17 protein-coding genes are annotated in these 17,583 nt (G+C 50.2%); 9 read left to right on the plus strand and 8 right to left on the minus strand.

Features of this window, described 5'->3' with window-relative positions; all coding sequences use genetic code 11:
* Window positions 1-3 precede the first annotated feature (3 nt).
* Together AAG834_RS06310 and ispG are read left to right on the plus strand one after the other, a co-directional pair.
* Window positions 4-876: a RodZ domain-containing protein gene (locus tag AAG834_RS06310; protein ID WP_342031606.1), complete on the plus strand. Its 873-nt coding sequence runs from the start codon at window positions 4-6 to the stop codon at window positions 874-876.
* A gap of 2 nt (window positions 877-878) precedes the next feature.
* A complete protein-coding gene (gene ispG / locus AAG834_RS06315; RefSeq protein WP_342031607.1) occupies window positions 879-2,144 on the plus strand; it encodes a flavodoxin-dependent (E)-4-hydroxy-3-methylbut-2-enyl-diphosphate synthase in 1,266 nt (421 codons plus the stop codon).
* 80 nt (window positions 2,145-2,224) lie between these two features.
* On the opposite strand, the gene AAG834_RS13810 is transcribed toward ispG, so the two are convergent.
* Window positions 2,225-2,449: an IS3 family transposase gene (locus AAG834_RS13810; RefSeq protein ID WP_446740452.1), complete on the minus strand. Its 225-nt coding sequence runs from the start codon at window positions 2,447-2,449 to the stop codon at window positions 2,225-2,227.
* 293 nt (window positions 2,450-2,742) lie between these two features.
* On the opposite strand from AAG834_RS13810, the gene AAG834_RS06320 reads away from it, so the two are divergent.
* Window positions 2,743-3,048, plus strand: coding sequence for a hypothetical protein (locus AAG834_RS06320; protein WP_342031608.1), 306 nt, complete (start codon window positions 2,743-2,745; stop codon window positions 3,046-3,048).
* A gap of 113 nt (window positions 3,049-3,161) precedes the next feature.
* On the opposite strand, the gene clpB is transcribed toward AAG834_RS06320, so the two are convergent.
* Both clpB and radC read right to left on the minus strand, forming a co-directional pair.
* Window positions 3,162-5,735, minus strand: a complete 2,574-nt coding sequence (gene clpB, locus AAG834_RS06325) for an ATP-dependent chaperone ClpB (RefSeq protein ID WP_049253965.1) — start codon at window positions 5,733-5,735, stop codon at window positions 3,162-3,164.
* 330 nt (window positions 5,736-6,065) lie between these two features.
* Complete coding sequence (gene radC / locus AAG834_RS06330) at window positions 6,066-6,746, minus strand: RadC family protein (protein WP_342031609.1); 681 nt, start codon at window positions 6,744-6,746, stop codon at window positions 6,066-6,068.
* 546 nt (window positions 6,747-7,292) lie between these two features.
* On the opposite strand from radC, the gene AAG834_RS06335 reads away from it, so the two are divergent.
* The 4 genes from AAG834_RS06335 (at window position 7,293) to AAG834_RS06350 (ending at window position 11,713) form a co-directional block, all read left to right on the plus strand.
* Window positions 7,293-8,417, plus strand: coding sequence for an ABC transporter ATP-binding protein (locus AAG834_RS06335; protein WP_029609631.1), 1,125 nt, complete (start codon window positions 7,293-7,295; stop codon window positions 8,415-8,417).
* Window positions 8,418-8,432: 15 nt separating this feature from the next.
* Window positions 8,433-9,398, plus strand: a complete 966-nt coding sequence (locus AAG834_RS06340) for an ABC transporter permease subunit (protein ID WP_342031610.1) — start codon at window positions 8,433-8,435, stop codon at window positions 9,396-9,398.
* Window positions 9,398-10,285 carry an ABC transporter permease subunit gene (locus AAG834_RS06345; RefSeq protein WP_003759901.1) on the plus strand — a complete coding sequence of 296 codons (888 nt, stop codon included), beginning with the start codon at window positions 9,398-9,400 and terminating at the stop codon, window positions 10,283-10,285. The genes AAG834_RS06340 and AAG834_RS06345 overlap by 1 nt, the downstream gene beginning before the upstream one ends.
* Before the next feature lie 132 nt (window positions 10,286-10,417).
* Entirely contained in the window at window positions 10,418-11,713 is a 1,296-nt protein-coding gene (locus tag AAG834_RS06350) for an NAD(P)/FAD-dependent oxidoreductase (protein ID WP_070513604.1), read from the plus strand.
* Window positions 11,714-11,994: 281 nt separating this feature from the next.
* Here the strand turns inward: AAG834_RS06350 and AAG834_RS06355 are convergent, their stop codons facing one another.
* The 3 genes from AAG834_RS06355 to metX form a co-directional block, all read right to left on the minus strand.
* Window positions 11,995-12,822 (minus strand): NMB0938 family lipoprotein, encoded by an 828-nt coding sequence (locus AAG834_RS06355; protein WP_070513601.1) that lies wholly within the window; start codon window positions 12,820-12,822, stop codon window positions 11,995-11,997.
* Between the two features lie 116 nt (window positions 12,823-12,938).
* The gene (metW, locus tag AAG834_RS06360) at window positions 12,939-13,520 is read right to left on the minus strand and encodes a methionine biosynthesis protein MetW (protein ID WP_003743445.1); all 582 of its coding nucleotides are present in this window, start codon (window positions 13,518-13,520) and stop codon (window positions 12,939-12,941) included.
* On the minus strand, window positions 13,517-14,656 hold the full coding sequence (gene metX, locus AAG834_RS06365; RefSeq protein ID WP_070513598.1) for a homoserine O-succinyltransferase MetX: 1,140 nt from the start codon (window positions 14,654-14,656) through the stop codon (window positions 13,517-13,519). Before metX ends, metW begins: the two co-directional genes overlap by 4 nt.
* 157 nt (window positions 14,657-14,813) lie before the next feature.
* Between metX and AAG834_RS06370 the strand changes: the two genes are divergently transcribed.
* Window positions 14,814-15,020, plus strand: coding sequence for a protein MIGRI (locus tag AAG834_RS06370; protein WP_342031629.1), 207 nt, complete (start codon window positions 14,814-14,816; stop codon window positions 15,018-15,020).
* Window positions 15,021-15,139: 119 nt separating this feature from the next.
* On the opposite strand, the gene prfH is transcribed toward AAG834_RS06370, so the two are convergent.
* Entirely contained in the window at window positions 15,140-15,772 is a 633-nt protein-coding gene (prfH, locus tag AAG834_RS06375) for a peptide chain release factor H (protein ID WP_342031611.1), read from the minus strand.
* Window positions 15,773-15,786: 14 nt separating this feature from the next.
* A complete protein-coding gene (locus tag AAG834_RS06380) occupies window positions 15,787-16,926 on the minus strand; it encodes an RNA ligase RtcB family protein (RefSeq protein ID WP_342031612.1) in 1,140 nt (379 codons plus the stop codon).
* Window positions 16,927-17,287: 361 nt separating this feature from the next.
* On the opposite strand from AAG834_RS06380, the gene AAG834_RS06385 reads away from it, so the two are divergent.
* A complete protein-coding gene (locus AAG834_RS06385; protein WP_342031613.1) occupies window positions 17,288-17,545 on the plus strand; it encodes a hypothetical protein in 258 nt (85 codons plus the stop codon).
* Window positions 17,546-17,583: the final 38 nt, after the last annotated feature.

Consider the following 17,583-nt stretch of genomic DNA (forward strand, 5'->3'; position numbering starts at 1 on the left):
TACATGGAAAATCAAAAGAAAAACGAATACGACATTCAAGCTGCCAAATCATTGGGTGATGAGCTGGGACAACTCAGACAAAAATCAGGTTGGGATATTGACGAAGTAGCACGACGGTTGAAACTGTCTGCCGAACAAATTGAAGCACTCGAAAAAGGAGACTATTCGTTCTTTTCAGGATTGGTCTTCGTTATGGGCTATCTGCGTTCTTATGCCCGCCTGTTGAAAATCGATGAAGCAACCATTACAGGTCGTCTGAAAGCCATTTCCGCGCCGGAAGAAGACCATGTCTATCTGGTTGATCGCAAACAAAATGTCGGCTTGAACTATCAAGATGGTGAAAAAGTCGGTTTTCCAAAATGGGTTTTGGGCATGGCCGCGCTCATCCTGCTTGGTGGCGGTATTTATGTTTGGCAAAGCAAGTCCAATCATGAAAACGAACAACAAGTCGCGCAAAACAGCGATGCAGTACGCAACAGTATGCAGACGCCGGATTTGAAAAAAGAAAATGTTGCCGTTTCCAATATGGCAGAAAACGGCAAACAAGAAATATCCAATGCTGAAAAAGCAGCTTCAAGTGTCGCCGCATCCGAAGCAGCGGCATCCGCACCTGAAGTCAAAGTCGATTCAGACGAGCTTTGGATTAAAGTCCAATACCGAAGCAATCTGATTATCACCGACAAGAAAGGTACCATGATTTTCAGCCGGATCATTCCCGCAGGAAGCGAAAGGCGTTTTAAAGGCGGTGCGCCCTACAATGTCTGGATCGGTATTGCCACAGGCGCACAAGCCAATTACGGCGGGACAACCATCAATCTGGCAGAATACCGGGTTGCCGGTGAAAAATCAGCTTCCTTTGTAGCAGGAAAAAAATAAAGATGAACACACCCAAACGCCGCCAAACCCATCAAGTACAAATCAATCATCTCACCGTCGGTTCAGATGCTCCCGTTGTCGTGCAATCGATGACCAATACCGACACCGCAGATGCTAAAGCAACAGCCCTGCAAGTCAAAGAATTGAGCGATGCAGGCTCAGAAATGGTGCGCATTACCGTCAACAGCCCAGAAGCCGCCTCCAAAGTTGCCGAAATCCGCCAGCGTTTGGACGACATGGGTTACACCACCCCGCTGATTGGCGACTTCCATTTCAATGGCGAACGTCTATTGGCAGAATTTCCCGAGTGCGGCAAAGCCTTGTCCAAATACCGCATCAACCCCGGCAATGTCGGCAAAGGCGCAAAAGGCGATGAAAAATTTGCCTATATGATTCGGACTGCCGCCGAAAACGACAAAGCCGTCCGTATCGGCGTCAACTGGGGTTCGCTTGACCAAAGCCTCGCCAAGCGCATGATGGATGCCAATCTGGCGTCTTCATCTCCAAAACCGCCCGAAGAAGTCATGAAAGAAGCCTTGATTATTTCGGCGTTGGAGTCTGCAGAAAAAGCCGTTTTGTTAGGTTTGCCCGAAGACAAAATCATCTTGTCGTGCAAAGTCAGCTCCGTTCAGGATTTGATTCAAGTTTACCGCGAGCTGGGCAGCCGCTGCCGATATCCGCTCCACTTAGGCTTGACGGAAGCAGGCATGGGCAGCAAAGGCATTGTCGCTTCGACTGCCGCCTTGGCCGTACTGCTTCAAGAAGGCATCGGCGACACCATCCGCATTTCTCTGACCCCCGAACCCGGCAGCTCGCGTACGCAGGAAGTAATCGTCGGTCAAGAAATTCTACAAACCATGGGGCTGCGCTCGTTTACCCCCATGGTTACCGCCTGCCCGGGCTGCGGACGCACCACCAGTACAGTCTTCCAAGAGCTTGCCCAAGACGTACAAAATTACCTTCGCCAAAAAATGACCGTATGGCGCACCCTTTACCCTGGTGTAGAATCTTTAAACGTTGCCGTCATGGGCTGCGTCGTTAACGGACCGGGCGAAAGCAAACTGGCAGACATCGGCATCAGCCTACCCGGAACTGGCGAAACCCCTGTTGCCCCGGTTTATGTTGACGGAGAACGCAAAGTGACTTTAAAAGGCGACAACATCGCAGCCGAATTCTTAGAGATTGTCGAAGAATACGTCAAAGTCAATTATTGCGAAGGCGGTGCGAAACGCAATCAAAACCGTATCATCCCGATACAGTCTGCTTGATAAACATAGATAAAAGGTCGTCTGAAAAACGTTCGGGCAAAAACTGAACTGCTCCTAAGGTCTGGGACATTCATAAAAGCCTATTCATCAGACACTCTATATAAGCCGGGTTCTATATGTGACAGGACCCGGCTTTTCAATTTCGAACTGCAACGTTCCTGATTATAGGAATCCATATAATCCTCTATCTGTTTCATCAATTCATCCATCGTCAATTCCCATGCACGGCAAAGAACCCCGTCTTCATTACCGCAAAGAAGCCCCTGCATCGGCGCATTATTCCCAAAGTTCCCTTTGAGCAGCATCTCTTGGATAGAGGCTTAAGTACGAATCCCAATCAAGCATTAAGGTCGTCTGAAAACGTTTTTCAGACGACCTTAATGACGTAACCACACTGTAAAACTTACCGGAAGCTATCAATGCAGGTAAGATTGGTCAGGCAAATTTAGAAGCGATTGTTCATATTATAGTGGATTAAATTTAAATCAGGACAAGGCGACGAAGCCGCAGACAGTACAAATAGTACGGCAAGGCGAGGCAACGCCGTACTGGTTTAAATTTAATCTACTATAAATCATTTGTTCAATAAGGAGACATCATGAAACCTTCCTCAGATGAAAAGCTTAAATCAGCAGTCGAATTAGATTTGTTATTAGATGATTTTATTTTCGAAAAAAAAAACGATTATTTAAAAAGATTATTTGAATTTCCTAGCGGAAAATGGGTTGAAATTAAATATTTTTTTGATTCTGATTATTACGACTCAAATTATCAGAATTCACATATTTCCGTATGCTGGTTGCCGGATACTGATGGAGATTATGATAACAATCGGATAATTGTATTTTTTGATAACAACGATTTGGTATCACAAGTAATATCTTTTAATATGAAAACCTTATGATACAAAACGTATAAATTGGACAATAACCTAATAAGGTCGTCTGAAATCAGTGGACTTCGCGCCAACAGTTTTCAGACGACCTTTTCATCACTTTATCTCAAACTACGCTCAAATCAGGCAAACACCAGCTTGCCGCCCTCTTCTTTCACATGAATCGTGCTTTCGGGTGCATATTTACCTTCGAGCAACGCCATGGCCAGCGGATTTTCGATTTCCGACTGAATGGCGCGTTTGAGCGGGCGTGCGCCGTACACGGGGTCGAAACCGGCTTTGGCAATCAAATCCAAGGCGGCATCGTCCACTTTCAGGTGCAGGTGCTGCGCTTCCAAACGTTTTTCCAAGCCTTTGAGCTGGATTTTCGCGATGTTGCGGATATTCTCCTGATTCAGTCCGTGGAACACGACCACTTCGTCGATGCGGTTGATCATTTCGGGGCGGAAGTAGGCTTTCACTTCTTCCATCACCGCTTCTTTCACAGCTTCATAATCCTGCGTGCCCATTTGTTGAATGTGCTGGCTGCCGATGTTGGAAGTCATGACGATGACGGTATTTTTGAAATCCACGGTGCGGCCTTGTCCGTCGGTCAAACGACCGTCATCCAATACTTGCAGCAGGATGTTGAACACGTCGGGATGGGCTTTTTCCACTTCGTCCAAAAGAATCACGCTGTACGGTTTGCGACGGACTTGTTCGGTCAGGTAACCACCCTCTTCGTAGCCGACATAGCCCGGAGGTGCGCCGATGAGGCGGGCGACGGCGTGTTTTTCCATGTATTCGGACATGTCGATGCGGATGAGGTGGTCTTCGCTGTCGAACAGGAAGCCTGCCAGAGCTTTACACAACTCGGTTTTACCCACGCCGGTCGGACCTAAGAACAGGAAGCTGCCGTAGGGTTTGTTCGGATCGGCAAGGCCGGAGCGGCTGCGGCGGATGGCATCGGACACGGCGCGCACGGCTTCGTCTTGACCGACCACTCGGCGGTGCAATACTTCCTCCATTTTCAGCAGCTTGTCGCGTTCACCTTCCATCATTTTAGATACTGGGATGCCGGTCATACGCGATACGATTTCGGCTACTTCATCCGCGCCGACTTCGGTGCGGAAGAGTTTGTTTTGTTTTTTGCCGTCGGGGTTGCTTTCCGCCGCCTGCAACTGCGCACCCAATTTCGGCAACTCGCCGTATTCGAGTTCGGACGCGCGGGCAAAGTCGCCTTGGCGTTTGGCCTGCTCGATTTTGACTTTGATGTCGTCCATCTGTTTCTTAATGTCGGCGGTGCTGGAGGACGCGGCTTTTTCGGCTTTCCAGATTTCGTCCAAATCGGCGTATTCTTTTTGCAGGCCGTCGATTTCCTCGTCTATCAGCTCCAAACGTTTTTTGCTGGCGTCATCGCTCTCTTTGGCAACGTGCATTTTTTCCATTTTGAGCTGAATGATGCGGCGGTCGAGTTTGTCCATCTGCTCGGGTTTGCTGTCCAGCTCCATTTTGATGCGGCTGGCGGCTTCGTCAATCAAATCAATCGCTTTGTCGGGCAGGAAGCGGTCGGTGATGTAGCGGTCGCTCAACTCTGCGGCGGCAACGATGGCGGGGTCGGTAATGTCGATGCCGTGGTGGATTTCGTAGCGTTCCTGCAAACCGCGCAGGATGGCAATGGTGTCTTCCACGCTGGGTTCGCCGACCAATACTTTTTGGAAGCGGCGTTCGAGTGCCGCATCTTTTTCGATGTATTGGCGGTATTCGTCCAAAGTGGTCGCGCCGATACAGTGCAGTTCGCCGCGCGCCAAAGCCGGTTTCAACATATTGCCCGCATCCATTGCGCCGTCGGTTTTGCCTGCGCCGACCAAAGTATGGATTTCATCGATGAAAATCAGAGTGTTGCCATCGTCTTTTGCCAAGTCGTTCAACACGCCTTTCAAGCGTTCCTCAAATTCGCCGCGGTATTTCGCGCCGGCAATCAATGCCGCCAAATCCAAAACCAGCAGGCGTTTGTTGCGTAGGGATTCAGGCACTTCGCCATTGACGATGCGTTGCGCCAAGCCTTCGACGATGGCGGTTTTACCCACACCCGGCTCGCCGATCAACACTGGGTTGTTTTTGGTTCGGCGTTGCAGCACCTGAATTGCGCGGCGGATTTCGTCGTCGCGGCCAATAACAGGGTCAAGTTTGCCGTCGCGGGCGCGCTGGGTCAGATCGAGCGTGTATTTTTTCAACGCATCGCGTTGGTCTTCGGCATTGGCATCATTCACGTTTTGTCCTCCTCGTACCGCGTCAATCGCGGCATTGATGTTTTGTTCGGTCGCACCGGCTTCTTTCAGGATTTTGCCGGTCGCATCGTTCTGCTGCACCAAGGCAAGCAGGAAAAGTTCGCTGGCGATATAGGCATCGCCGCGTTTGGTTGCCGCTTTGTCCATCAGGTTCAACACCGCCTGCAATTCGCGGCTGGGCAGAATATCGCCGCCCTGACCGGACACTTTCGGCAGGCTGTTCAAATGCTGCTGCAAACGCTGTTTCACCTGCGGCACGTTCACGCCCGCATGAGCCAAGAGCGCGGCGGCTCCGCTGTTTTGGTCGTCAAGCAGGGCTTTCAGCACAAAGCCCGCTTCCAGATAGCTGCTGTCCGCAGCCAACGCCAAACTCTGAGCTTCTGCAAGGGCTTGTTGGAATTTGGCGGTTAATTTGTCGAATCTCATCTTTTTGGTTTCCTTTGGTTAGAATTTCGTTACACCCAATATAGGCCCAAATGTGGATAACTCAACACCAAAAATTTCATTAAAATAGAAAAATATGTTTATATTACTGTTTTATATATATTTTAATTTTAAAATATATGTGTATAACTTTTATTGTTTGAGTTCAAAAGAGATTACCGATACAAAAATAAAGACTTCCACATTCGCAAAAAAGGTCGTCTGAAAACATTTTTCAGACGACCTTTTTGACAGTCGAATACTAATAAAATCAATCAGTTCCCACAGAATCAGAACTAAGACAATCCGCTCAATTCCAGCAAGACATCTTCCTTACCCCTCCATATACCCCTGTTCCCGCATCGAGCAGACTTCTTTCGCCGTAACAATGAAATGATCCAAAAGCGAGACATCAACCAATGCCAAAGCCTGTTTCAGACGACCTGTGAATGCAATGTCTGATTGCGAAGGCGTTGCCGAACCGCCGGGATGATTGTGCGCGATAATCAGGCTGTCGGCGTATTCGTCCAATACGAGCTTGACGATTTCCCTGATATAGACGGTATTTTCCGCCACCGTTCCGCGCGAGAGTTCACGCATGGCAATCAGCCTGTTTTGGCGGTTGAGCAAAAGCGCGGTGCTGACTTCTATCTTTTCGTGCCCTAAATGCAGACGCAGATAGTCGGCAACGGCTTTCGGACTGGAAAGCGTGATGTTTTCCTGCAAATCCTCGCCCAAAATTCGCCTGCCGATTTCTTTGACGACGGCAAATTGGGTAAAACTCGCCAAACCCATGCCCTTGTATGCGGAAAGTGTTTTAGCGTCGGCGCTCATCAGTTTGCCCAAGCTGCCAAACTCGTTCAGCAGATAACGTGCCAAATCCACCGCGCTCATCCCGCGCGTACCGACCCGCAGCAAAATCGCCAGCAGCTCCGCATCGCTCAATGCGCCTGCACCGCGTGCCAATAATTTTTCACGCGGTCGCTCGCCTTCAGGCCACTGTTTGATACTCATGTTTTACCCCTTGCGTAAAAATTCACGGAAAAAATTTATTTGAAAATCTGTTTCTCATTGTGCTTGGGTAAAACCCCACGCCAAGAAACTACTTTTATTGTTAATATTTCAAATTTTATTATATTTTGAATAAATATTTAAGATAAAAGCATAATATCTATATAAATTAATTGCATAAAAACAACGCGCTTAAATTTCCCATATGAAGGCAACTGCTCCTTCCTATTTGCCCATATGGGTTTGATAGTAGATTCAATCCGACCGATAACAAGCCGCACTGTTTAAATCGAATCCGCGAAAAATCAGCCCCTTCGGGCAATTTCGTATTGCCCCTGCGTGCCATAGGCTAATATAATAGCGAGTTCTGCGGAGACGGTTTACCCTTGTATTTCCAGCCGTTTCCCATCCATGCTGCCCGTGCGCTTCACAAGAGTTTCAGACGACGTTTCGACGTTGCGACTCCCGCCAGCAATCAAACAGCTTTTTATCACCCTTTCGAAAATCCGTTTTGCCGGTACTCGTCATTTTTATTGGAGTATTGCCATTATGACCGCAACCACTGCGTCTTCAGCCAAACCTTATCTCAAAATCCAAGGCTTGGTGAAAAAGTTTGGTGACAATTACGCTGTCGATAACATCGACTTGGATATTTATCAACATGAAATCTTTGCCCTTTTGGGCAGCTCCGGCAGCGGTAAATCCACGCTGCTGCGTATGCTGGCGGGCATGGAAAGCCCTAATCAGGGCAAAATCATTCTGGACGGTCAGGACATTACCAAACTTGCCCCCTACGAGCGCCCCATCAATATGATGTTTCAAAGCTATGCCCTGTTCCCGCACATGACTGTGGAGCAGAACATTGCCTTCGGTCTGAAACAAGACAAAATGCCCAAAGATGAAATCGCTGCGCGCGTGGAAGAAATGCTGCGTCTGGTGCAGATGACCAAATACGCCAAGCGCAAACCGCATCAATTGTCCGGCGGTCAGCAACAACGTATCGCTTTGGCACGCAGCTTGGCAAAACGTCCGAAAATCCTGCTGCTTGACGAACCTTTGGGCGCGTTGGACAAAAAATTGCGCCAACAAACCCAGCTCGAATTGGTCAATACGCTGGAGCAAGTCGGCGTAACCTGCATCATGGTTACCCACGACCAAGAAGAAGCGATGACGATGGCGACCCGCATCGCCATTATGTCCGACGGTCAGTTGCAACAAGTCGGTACGCCTAGCGATGTGTACGACTATCCAAACAGCCGCTTTACTGCCGAATTTATCGGCGAAACCAATATTTTCAGCGGCGTCGTGATTGAAGACCATGCCGATTATGCCGTCATCGAATGCGAAGGCTTGGAAAACCACGTCCGCATCGACCACGGTCTGGGCGGCCCGAGCGAACAAGACATTTGGGTCAGCATCCGTCCCGAAGATATTGATTTGTACAAAGAAAAACCCGACCACTTGGGCAGCTTCAACTGGGCAAAAGGCACAGTGGAAGAAATCGCCTACTTGGGCAGCTTCGCCATCTACCACATCAAACTCGCCAACGGCCGCGTCGTCAAAAGCCAAGTTCCCGCACCTTATTGGTACGTGCGTAACATCACGCCGCCGACTTGGGACGAAACCGTCTATATCAGCTGGCCGGAAAACCAACCGACTCCGTTGTTCCGTTAATTTAAGGGGAATGAGATGAACCTTAAAAAACTGAAAAACAAACTGTTCCGCCGCCCGGGTCAGCGTGCGGTCATCGCCGTGCCGTATATCTGGCTTTTGGTGCTGTTTCTGATTCCGTTCGCCATCGTGCTGAAAATCAGCTTTGCCGAACAAGAAATCGCCATTCCGCCGTTCACGCCGCTGACCAACGTGGATGAAGATTTAGGTCGTCTGAACATCGCCATCAGTTATCAAAACTATGCCGATATTTTCCAGAATTTTTGGAATACCCTGAATCCGTTCGGCGACAGCGAAAACAGCAATATCTATCTGATGACCTACTGGTCTTCCATTAAGACCGCGCTGACGACGACCATCATTTGTCTGCTGATCGGTTATCCGACCGCCTATGCGATTTCGCGCGCCAATCCAGCCATGCGTAACGGTCTGCTGCTTGCCATTATGCTGCCTTTCTGGACTTCCTTTCTGTTGCGTGTTTACGCATGGATGGGACTGCTGGGACACAATGGCATCATCAATAATTTCCTACTCAAAATGCAGATTATTGAAGAGCCTTTAGACCTGTTCTACAACGCGTTCTCGCTGAACTTGGTCATGGTTTATGCCTATCTGCCGTTTATGATTCTGCCGCTTTACACGCAACTGGTGAAACTCGACAACCGCCTGCTCGAAGCTGCTTCTGATTTGGGCGCAGGACCGGTCAAATCGTTCTTCACCATCACCCTGCCTCTGTCCAAAACAGGCATCATCGCAGGCTCTATGTTGGTTTTCGTTCCCGCAGTCGGTGAATTCGTGATTCCCGAGCTGGTCGGCGGTTCGGAAAACCTGATGATCGGTAAAGTCTTGTGGCAGGCGTTCTTCGATCAAAACAACTGGCCGTTGGCTTCCGCCGTCGCCGTCGTCATGGTCGCATTGCTGGTCGTGCCGATTGCGCTGTTCCAGCATTATGAAAACCGCGAATTAGAAGAAGGAGCCAAATAATGCAAAAATCCCGATTATCTTGGTTCCTGAAACTGATGCTGATGCTGTCGCTGGCGTTTCTGTATATTCCGCTGGTCGTCTTGGTCATCTATTCCTTTAACGAATCCAAGCTGGTTACCGTTTGGGGCGGCTTTTCGACCAAGTGGTATGGCGCATTGTTGGAAAACGACACTATCTTGGAAGCCGCTTGGCTGTCGCTGCGCATTGCCGCCGCATCCTCGCTTGCAGCCGTCGTTTTGGGTACGTTGGCAGGCTACGCGATGGCGCGTATCAAACGCTTCCGCGGCAGCACCTTGTTTGCCGGTATGATTTCCGCGCCTATGGTTATGCCTGACGTGATTACCGGTCTGTCCATGCTGCTCCTGATTATTCAGGTGCAAATGTTCCTGCAAGGCAGCGAATTGCTGCAAAACCTGTACTTCGACCGCGGTTTCTTCACTATTTTCCTCGGACATACGACGCTTTGTATGGCATACATTACCGTCGTTATCCGTTCGCGTCTGGTGGAGCTTGACCAATCGCTCGAAGAAGCCGCCATGGACTTGGGTGCGCGTCCGCTGAAAATCTTTTTCGTCATCACCCTGCCCTTGATTGCGCCTGCCATCGCTTCAGGCTTCCTGCTCGGCATTACCCTGTCGCTGGATGATTTGGTGATTACCTCCTTCCTGTCCGGCCCCGGCTCTTCCACATTGCCGCAGGTGATTTTCTCCAAAATCAAGCTGGGTCTTGACCCGCAAATGAACGTGTTGGCAACCATCCTGATCGGCATCATCGGCACGCTGGTCATCGTCATCAATTACTGGATGATGCGTCAAGCAACCAAACGCGACCGGGAAGCCGCCGAAGCCTACCGTCAGGAAAAGCTCGCCGCAGAAAAAACAAATTGACCCAATCAGACAGGCTGACCGCATCAATGCAAGGTCAGCCTGTTTTCTTCACACAACCCGTTTAACCCACTTTTCAGACGACCCTCAACTACCCTCCAAAGGTCGTCTGAAACCACCGTAAAGCATTACCCTATGATTCATCCCAATTTTAAAGAATACCTTCCCTCCTATTATTTCAGCACCATCAATCCCCACGCCGCTTATCCCAAACTTGAAGGTCGTCTGAAAACCGAGACCTGCGTTATCGGCGGAGGATTGACAGGACTTTGCAGCGCCCTCCCCCTTGCCGAAAACGGACGCGAAGTAACCGTACTCGAAGCCGCCCGCATCGGCTTCGGCGCATCAGGGCGCAGCGGCGGGCAAGTCATCAGCGATTACGCCTGCGGTATGGAAGAAATCGAAAAACAAGTCGGCTTGGAACAAGCCCGCTGGTTTTGGCAGCAATCTCTGCAAGCCGTCGAACTCGTTGACGAACGGGTTAAAAAACACCAAATCGCCTGCGATTGGCAGCGTGGCTATGCTACCGTCGCCATCCGCCCGCAGCATTGGGAAGAATTGCAACAATGGCATGAACACGCCCAAAAACATTACAACGCCACCCATTACGAACTTTGGGATAAAGACACGCTCAAACAACAGCTTAACAGTGATATGTACTTAGGCGCGCAATTCGACCCCCATTCCGGCCATCTCCATCCGCTCAACTATACCCTGGGCGTCGCCCGCGCCGCTGCCGAAGCAGGCGCGCAGATTTTCGAACAGTCCCCGATGACCCGTATCGAACCCTATCAAGGCGGCTGGCTCGTCCATACCCCGGACGGCAGCATCGAATGCCAAAACCTCGTGTATGCCGTTAACACCTACGCCGGTTTGCATCAAAAATTCAAGCCGTTGGAAAAAAAAGCCATCGCCGTCAGCACCTTCATCATCGCCACCGAACCGCTGGGCGAACGCGCCAAAGAACTCATCCGCAACAACATGGCCGTCTGCGACAACCGCCACGTCCTCGACTACTACCGCCTCAGTTCCGACGGCCGCCTGCTCTTTGGCGGTAAAGACAACGAGTTCATCGACGATCCCGACCGCATGACCGAGCTTGTCCGCCAAGATATGCTTAAAGTCTTCCCTCAGCTTGCCGATGTCAAAATCGAACACTCATGGGGCGGCGAATGCGACATTACCGCCAACCTCGCCCCCCGCTTCGGCAGACTCGCGCCCACTATCTACTATGCCCAAGGCTACTCGGGACACGGCATGGCAATTACCGGCATAGCAGGCCTTGCCATCGCCGAAGCCATCATGGGCGATGATGGTCGTCTGAAACCGTTTGAAAAACTCAAACACCCCAGCATCATCACCCAACCTTTCCTGCGTAAACTTGGCTCCTTCCTCGGCTCGAAATATTACCAATGGAAAGACAGCCGTTAAGCATCGGTTAAGCTCAACCACACAAACAAAAGGTCGTCTGAAAACCCGATTCAGGTTTCAGACGACCTTTTCGATATTGAATAGAAGGCTTCCAATCAAACTGCTATCGCATCAAATGCTCAACGAACGCTCGATGATTTTATAGTGGATTAAATTTAAATCAGGACAAGGCGACGAAGCCGCAGACAGTACAGATAGTACTGCAAGGCGAGGCAACGCCGTACTGGTTTAAAGTTAATCCACTATAGATTCCCACCCTCTCCGTTTGTGCTCCAAACCCATTACATCAAATGAATCCCGCTTGCTGGATTGGAGACATTTTCATAGACGGTAATCAAAACGATTTTCCCGCTTTCGTCAAACACAATTTCCAGATAAGGCTTATCAGGGCTGCGGTCGCGGTTGAAAAGGCGGAATACCCTTTGCGCTTCAAAAATCTTCCCGCGCGCTTTCAAATATTCGGGCAGCTGGCTGATGTTTTGAAAACTCCCGCCAAACCCGCCGCCATGTTTCTTAAGATATTCCGGCGTTGCTTCTATGCCGAAATTGCGCGTTATCCTCAGCGGCTGATCCGAGCCTTGGCTTGTCTGTTTGCCTGTTGATAAAACCAACGTATCTCGATGTCTGAGTGTCTCTACTTTTTGCGTCAGCGATTCTACCGCCTGCTGATCATAGCTCCGCTCTCCTTTTGTCATCTGATCAATAGCTTCTATCACTTTATTAACGTTTTCAGGGTCATTCGCATCAATATCAGGAAACACTGCCTGCCCCAAAGGATCATCTCCGCCGGAAATACCCCAAATCGCCGTCAGTTCTTTAGGGCTACGTTCAAACAAACAACTGGAATCGATATTCTCGGCAACCTGACGGACAAAATCATCAATGCCGCCAATCTGATGCAGGTTGGTGCAATTTGAAGAAGGTACGTTCTCCACTGTGTTGACGCTATTGGAGTTGGACACCGTTGGAGTCAAATCGTTTTGGGAAGAAGCTGGGAACGAAGCGGCGGATGCGCCGACTTCTTTGTTTTTATCTTCTTTGCTCGGAGAACACGCAGTTAGCATGATTGCGGTAAGCCATAAGAGAAGTGATGACGTTTCGTTTTTCATGATATTGTTTTCAATATAATGAGGTCGTCTGAAAATCTGTCATTTCATTTTTCAGACGACCTATTATTAATAGAACCAAAGAACCTTGTTATTGCCAACAAGGTTCTCAAGCTATCTTAGCCGACGCGGTAAAACGCCAAGCTGCCCAGAAGGTTAGGGAAATGTTTGACCTGTTTGTTACCTGTCATGACCGCGCGCTCGAGGACGCGGATTTTGTTTTTGGCACACAATAAATCAAAATCTTTGAGCGTACACCAGTGGATATTCGGCGTGTCGTACCAATGGTAGGGCATGCGTTCGGAGACCGGCATATGGCCGCCGATGGCGATTTGGAAACGGTTGCGCCAGTAGCCGAAATTCGGGAAGCTGACAATCGCCTGTTTCGCCACGCGCATAAGGCAGCGCAGGATTTTTTCGGTATTCTGCATGGCTTGGATGGTTTGGCTCAGGACGATAACGTCAAAGGTCTGGTCGCCAAATTCTGCCAAACCTTGCTCCAAATCGGCTTGAATGACGTTCACGCCGCGCGACATGGCGGCGATGACGCTGTCGGTGTCGATTTCGATGCCGTAGCCGCTGCATTTTTTGTGTTCCACCAAAGCCGCCAGCAATTCGCCGTCGCCGCAGCCCAAGTCTAAGACGCGGCTGCCTTCGGGAATCCAGTCGTAAATCAACTGCAAATCGTCGCGCAAGTTCATGATCGGCAATCCTTATCCACATTGTTCATATAAGTCGCTACGGCGCGCATATAGGCTTCGTCTTCCATCAAAAAGGCGTCATGGCCGTGGTTGGATTTTACTTCGATATACTGTACCGGCTTGTGAGCGGCAATCAGCGCTTTAACCAACTCTTTGGAACGCGCAGGCGAGAAACGCCAGTCGGTGCTGAAGCTGGCGACAAAAAATTTCGCTTTCACATTTTGCAGGGCGCGGGTCAGACTGTCGCCGAAATCCGCTGCCGGATCGAAATAGTCCAAAGCCTTGGTCATGAGCAGGTAAGTGTTGGCGTCGAACCGTCCGACGAATTTGTCGCCCTGATAGCGCAGATAGGATTCCACTTCAAATTCAACACCAAAGCCGTATTGATAACCGTTTGAACGCAAATCGCGCCCGAATTTTTTACCCAAACCGTCTTCGGCAAGATAAGTAATGTGTCCCATCATGCGGGCAATCCGCAAGCCCCGTGCGGGAACGGTATTGTGGCTGCGGTAATGTCCTTCGTTGAAATCGGGATCGGTCAAAATCGCCTGACGCGCTACATCATTAAACGCGATATTTTGCGTCGAGAGTTTCGGCGCAGACGCAATCACTAAGGCATGGCGCACGCGCTCCGGATAGGAAATCGTCCACTGCAAAGCCTGCATGCCGCCCAAGCTGCCGCCGACAACCGCCGCCCATTGTTCGATGCCGAGATAGTCGGCAAGCGCGGCTTGGGATTTTACCCAGTCCTTCACCGTAACTACCGGAAAATCCGCGCCGTATTCCCTGCCCGTTTCAGGATTGATCGACAAAGGCCCGCTGCTGCCGTCGCAGCCGCCCAGATTGTTCAAACCAACCACGAAAAAACGTTCCGTATCAATCGGTTTGCCGGGTCCGACCATATTGTCCCACCAGCCTGTGTATTTATCCTCCGCCGAATGCCTGCCCGCAACATGATGGTTGCCCGACAGCGCATGGCAGATTAAAACCGCATTGTTTTTTTCGGCATTCAGCTCGCCGTAGGTTTCAATCATCAGATCGAAACGAGGCAAAGTTTTACCGTTTTCCAAAACCAGCGGCATCTCAAACGGAATTTTTTGGGGCGTTACAATGCCCACCGAGGCATTTTGACTCATATCCTGTTCCAACAAATGCGGCGAAAAGCGTTATTATATAGCAAACGGCATGACTTTTTGACACGGTCGGACAAGCAGCCTGACGCGCTCAAACATCCGTCCCCATGCCGCCGTGCCCGAACCATACTTTTTCAGACGACCTCCCCCGCTCCCCGACATGATAGGCAGACTTTTCCGTATTTTTTTCTTTTTCGCACTTGCCGCGCTGATTATCAACCGCCTCTTCAGCCGCAAGCAAAAACGCGCCCTGCGTGATGTCGCCAAAATCAGCGCATGGGTGCTGCTTGGCGCAGCCGCAGCCGCAGCGACGCTATTTTGGTATCTGGTCATGCTGTATTTCAAACACATCCCGGATTCTTATTGACCGGATATTCATAGACAACAAAAGGTCGCCTGAAAACGCAAATCTGCATTTTCAGACGACCTTTTCCCGCATATTAAAAATACGGAAGATTGCTACATTACCAAAGCGGCTGTCTCAACTCAACGTTTAGAATCCGACTTCTGCTTAAACTCTATTCCGACGAACGTCCGTTTTGGATTGCCGCGCTCCACCTGATAAAGCTGGCTGTGTTGCGCGCGGGCGTAATCGTCGGTCTGTCCGGCATGATGTTCCGCCAACTTTTGTGCCAGCAGGGTCAAAGCCAATTTTTTGTTGGCATGTTGACTGCGTTCGCTCTCAACGCGCACGGAAATACCGCTTGCTTTATGAGTAGCACGCACAGCACTTTCAGTTTTATTGACGTGCTGCCCGCCTTTGCCGCCCGAACGGCAGGTTTGAAACTCAATCTCGCTTTCAGACGGCATTTCAGGCATATCAGGCATGCGGAAAACGCCGATATACCAGTTTTTACGCGGATGCTTTGGGCGGACGGGGCTGGCGCATATCCATTGGAGCGAACCTTGCCAACGCTGCGCCAGAGTTTCAGCAGGTTTGCCGTCCAATTTAAGCACCGCCGACATAATGCCGTGTTTATCGGCAGTTTCGGAGATGATTTCCGCCCTGATACCTTCCGCCTTCGCCTCGGCAAGCAGCCTGCCCAATACGAAACGGGCAAAGATGCGGCATTCCGCAGGCCCTTGCGCGGTGGAAATTTGCAGATAAATTGTTTGCATATTTTGCTTCATATTTATTCTCCACATCCGCCGCTAGTTTTGTAAGTCAAAACGGGTTTGAACCGAGCGACCAATTCAATCAGACCTGCGCTTTTCATGGCTGAAATGACGCTGTCTATGTTTTTATAAGCCTGCGGAGCTTCTTCAAAAATTAAAGCCTTATCCTGACAAACGACCACGCTGCCGAATGCGGTTTGGCGCAGGCTGTCGGCGGAATATTTGTGTGACAGGCGGCCTTTGCATTCGCCGCGCTGCCATTTCCGTCCTGCGCCGTGTGCCAACGTGTTCAGCGAAATTTGGCAATCTTGGGTCGGCAGAACCAGATAGCTGTAATCGCCGCGCGAGCCGGGTATCATGACCAGACCTTTATCGGCGGGCGTTGCACCTTTTCGGTGCAGCCAGCCGGTTTGTCCCGCGATTTCGGTTTGCTCGAGGAAATTGTGATGCACGTCGAGCAGGCATTCGCCTTCCGTACGCCAGCGGTCGAGCATTCTGGCGGCAATCAGACGACGGTTTAAACGGGCAAACTCAAGTGCTGCCTGATGTTCGGCAAGATAGTCCGCCGCAGCCTCGCTGCCTTCCGCCAAACCTCGATGGCCGTAGGCTTCGATGTGGCGTCGCAAAATTTGCTGACCCAGTCCGCGCGAACCGCTGTGTACCAACAATTGCAAACGGTCTGCATCAAAGGCGACGGGAAGCAAATCGTCGCGGTAAACGGTTTCGACGGTTTGCAATTCGGCAAAATGATTGCCGCCGCCAATGGTGCCGACAGCGAGGTCGTCTGAAAACGGATAATCGGATGCGGCTTCTCCGAGTAAGGCTTCTTGTTCGTCTTGGCTCAAAGGCGTATCGATGTTGCCAAGCTGCTTGGCGAGTTTGGCGGGTTTAAGCTTGGCGGCGGACAAATCGGTTTGCCAAAACGCCATGCCGCAACCGATGTCGTTGCCGATGAGCGCGGGATAAAAATGGTGTTCGCTGAAAAACGCTGCGCCGACGGGATAACCGCGCCCCGCGTGCAAATCAGGCATACCGGCTACGCACAACATGTGCGGCAGCTTGGCGGTGGTTTCGAGTTGAGCGACGGCGTTGCCTTCAATCCAGGTTTCTGAATCAGCGATGATGTGAATATGATGGGGATTTTGATAATTGCCCATGTGTATGCTTTCTTTAACACGGACAGAGGGCAAAACGAGTCCAAACCGACGGCTTAAAAAAGATACGCGGCTTGAAAATATACCGACTGCCGTCTGACGTTTTCAGACGACCTCTGTCCGATTGATGGGAAAGCAGCCCGAAGCGGGCGATATGGGAAATGCGGGAACGCGTTGTCCGAAAATCAGGCCGACGCTTGGGCTGCAAAGAATGTGATTGAGCGGATTGAAGTGTTGCGTGTCATGGCTGCTCCTTTCTTTGCATGTGAAAATTGAAAACAGGCGGATTATAGGGGAAATGTTTGAAACGTTACAATCAAACTGTGTTTTTTATGAAGAAATGTTGTATAACTGCCATAATGTAATGAAAACAAAAAAGCAGCCTGTTACACTACCCGCACCATCGTTCCACGTTGTCAGACCGCCGCTTGGTTTATCATCTGTTCAAACCTGTTCCAACAAGTTTTCAGACGACCCCAAAGGTCGTCTGAAAATCAAAAACACAAAAATCAAAACCTTACCGACCACCCATACGCATCAACCGCAGCACGCCCAACCGCTGGCGGTGAAACTTCCGAAAAGCCATTCAAAAAGCGGACTGCACGCCAAATTCATTTTGTAAACGGTTCCACACAGGGGTCATCTGAAACCACCAGAAAG

The sequence above is a fragment of the Neisseria sp. Marseille-Q2251 genome (genome assembly GCF_940793045.1).
Classification (GTDB): domain Bacteria; phylum Pseudomonadota; class Gammaproteobacteria; order Burkholderiales; family Neisseriaceae; genus Neisseria.